Raw genomic sequence first — 939 nt, 5'->3', positions numbered from 1 at the left:
TGTTGAGTGGCATGTCCTGGACCCGAAGCGGGGTGATCTACCCATGGCCAGTGTGAAGCAGCTGTAAGAGGTTGTGGAGGCGCGAACCCACTTAGGTTGAAAACTGAGGGGATGAGCTGTGGGTAGGGGTGAAAGGCTAATCAAACTCCGTGATAGCTGGTTCTCCCCGAAATGCATTTAGGTGCAGCGTCGTGTGTTTCTTCCTGGAGGTAGAGCTACTGGTTGGTTTAGCGGGACTATCATCTTAGCGACATCAGCCAAACTCCGAATGCCGGTGAAGTCAGAGCGCGGCAGTGAGACTGCGGGGGATAAGCTTCGTAGTCGAGAGGGAAACAGCCCAGATCGCCGGCTAAGGCCCCGAAGAGTGTACTAAGTGGAAAAGGATGTGGGATCGCGAAGACAGCCAGGAGGTTGGCTTAGAAGCAGCCATCCTTGAAAGAGTGCGTAATAGCTCACTGGTCGAGTGGTTCTGCGCCGACAATGTAGTGGGGCTCAAGTACACCGCCGAAGCCGCGGAACTCAACTGTTGTTGGGTTGGTAGGGGAGCGTCGTGTGGCCGGTGAAGGTGCGGGGTGACCCAGTGCTGGAGGCTATGCGAGTGAGAATGCAGGCATGAGTAGCGAATGATGCGTGAGAAACGTATCCGCCGGATGACTAAGGGTTCCTGGGTCAAGCTAATCTTCCCAGGGTGAGTCGGGACCTAAGGCGAGGCCGACAGGCGTAGTCGATGGACAACGGGTTGATATTCCCGTACCCGTGTATGTGCGCCCAATGGTGAATCAGTGATACTAACCACCCAAATCCATGCGTGTAGCACTTTGTGTTGTGTGTGTGGGGCTGCGTGGGACCTGATCTGGTAGTAGCCAAGCGATGGGGTGACGCAGGAAGGTAGCCAAGCCACTTATTGGATTGTGGTGTAAGCGTGTGGCCCGCGCCCGG

1 rRNA gene is annotated in these 939 nt (G+C 55.9%); it reads left to right on the top strand.

Features of this window, described 5'->3' with window-relative positions:
• Positions 1-939, top strand: a 23S ribosomal RNA gene (locus HMPREF3098_RS00360); the annotation flags it as partial.

Source organism: Corynebacterium sp. HMSC28B08 (assembly GCF_001806865.1).
In the GTDB taxonomy this organism is placed as follows: domain Bacteria; phylum Actinomycetota; class Actinomycetes; order Mycobacteriales; family Mycobacteriaceae; genus Corynebacterium; species Corynebacterium auriscanis.
Note: the sequence above shows the minus strand (reverse complement) of the source record. Positions and strands in the feature narration are given on the sequence as shown.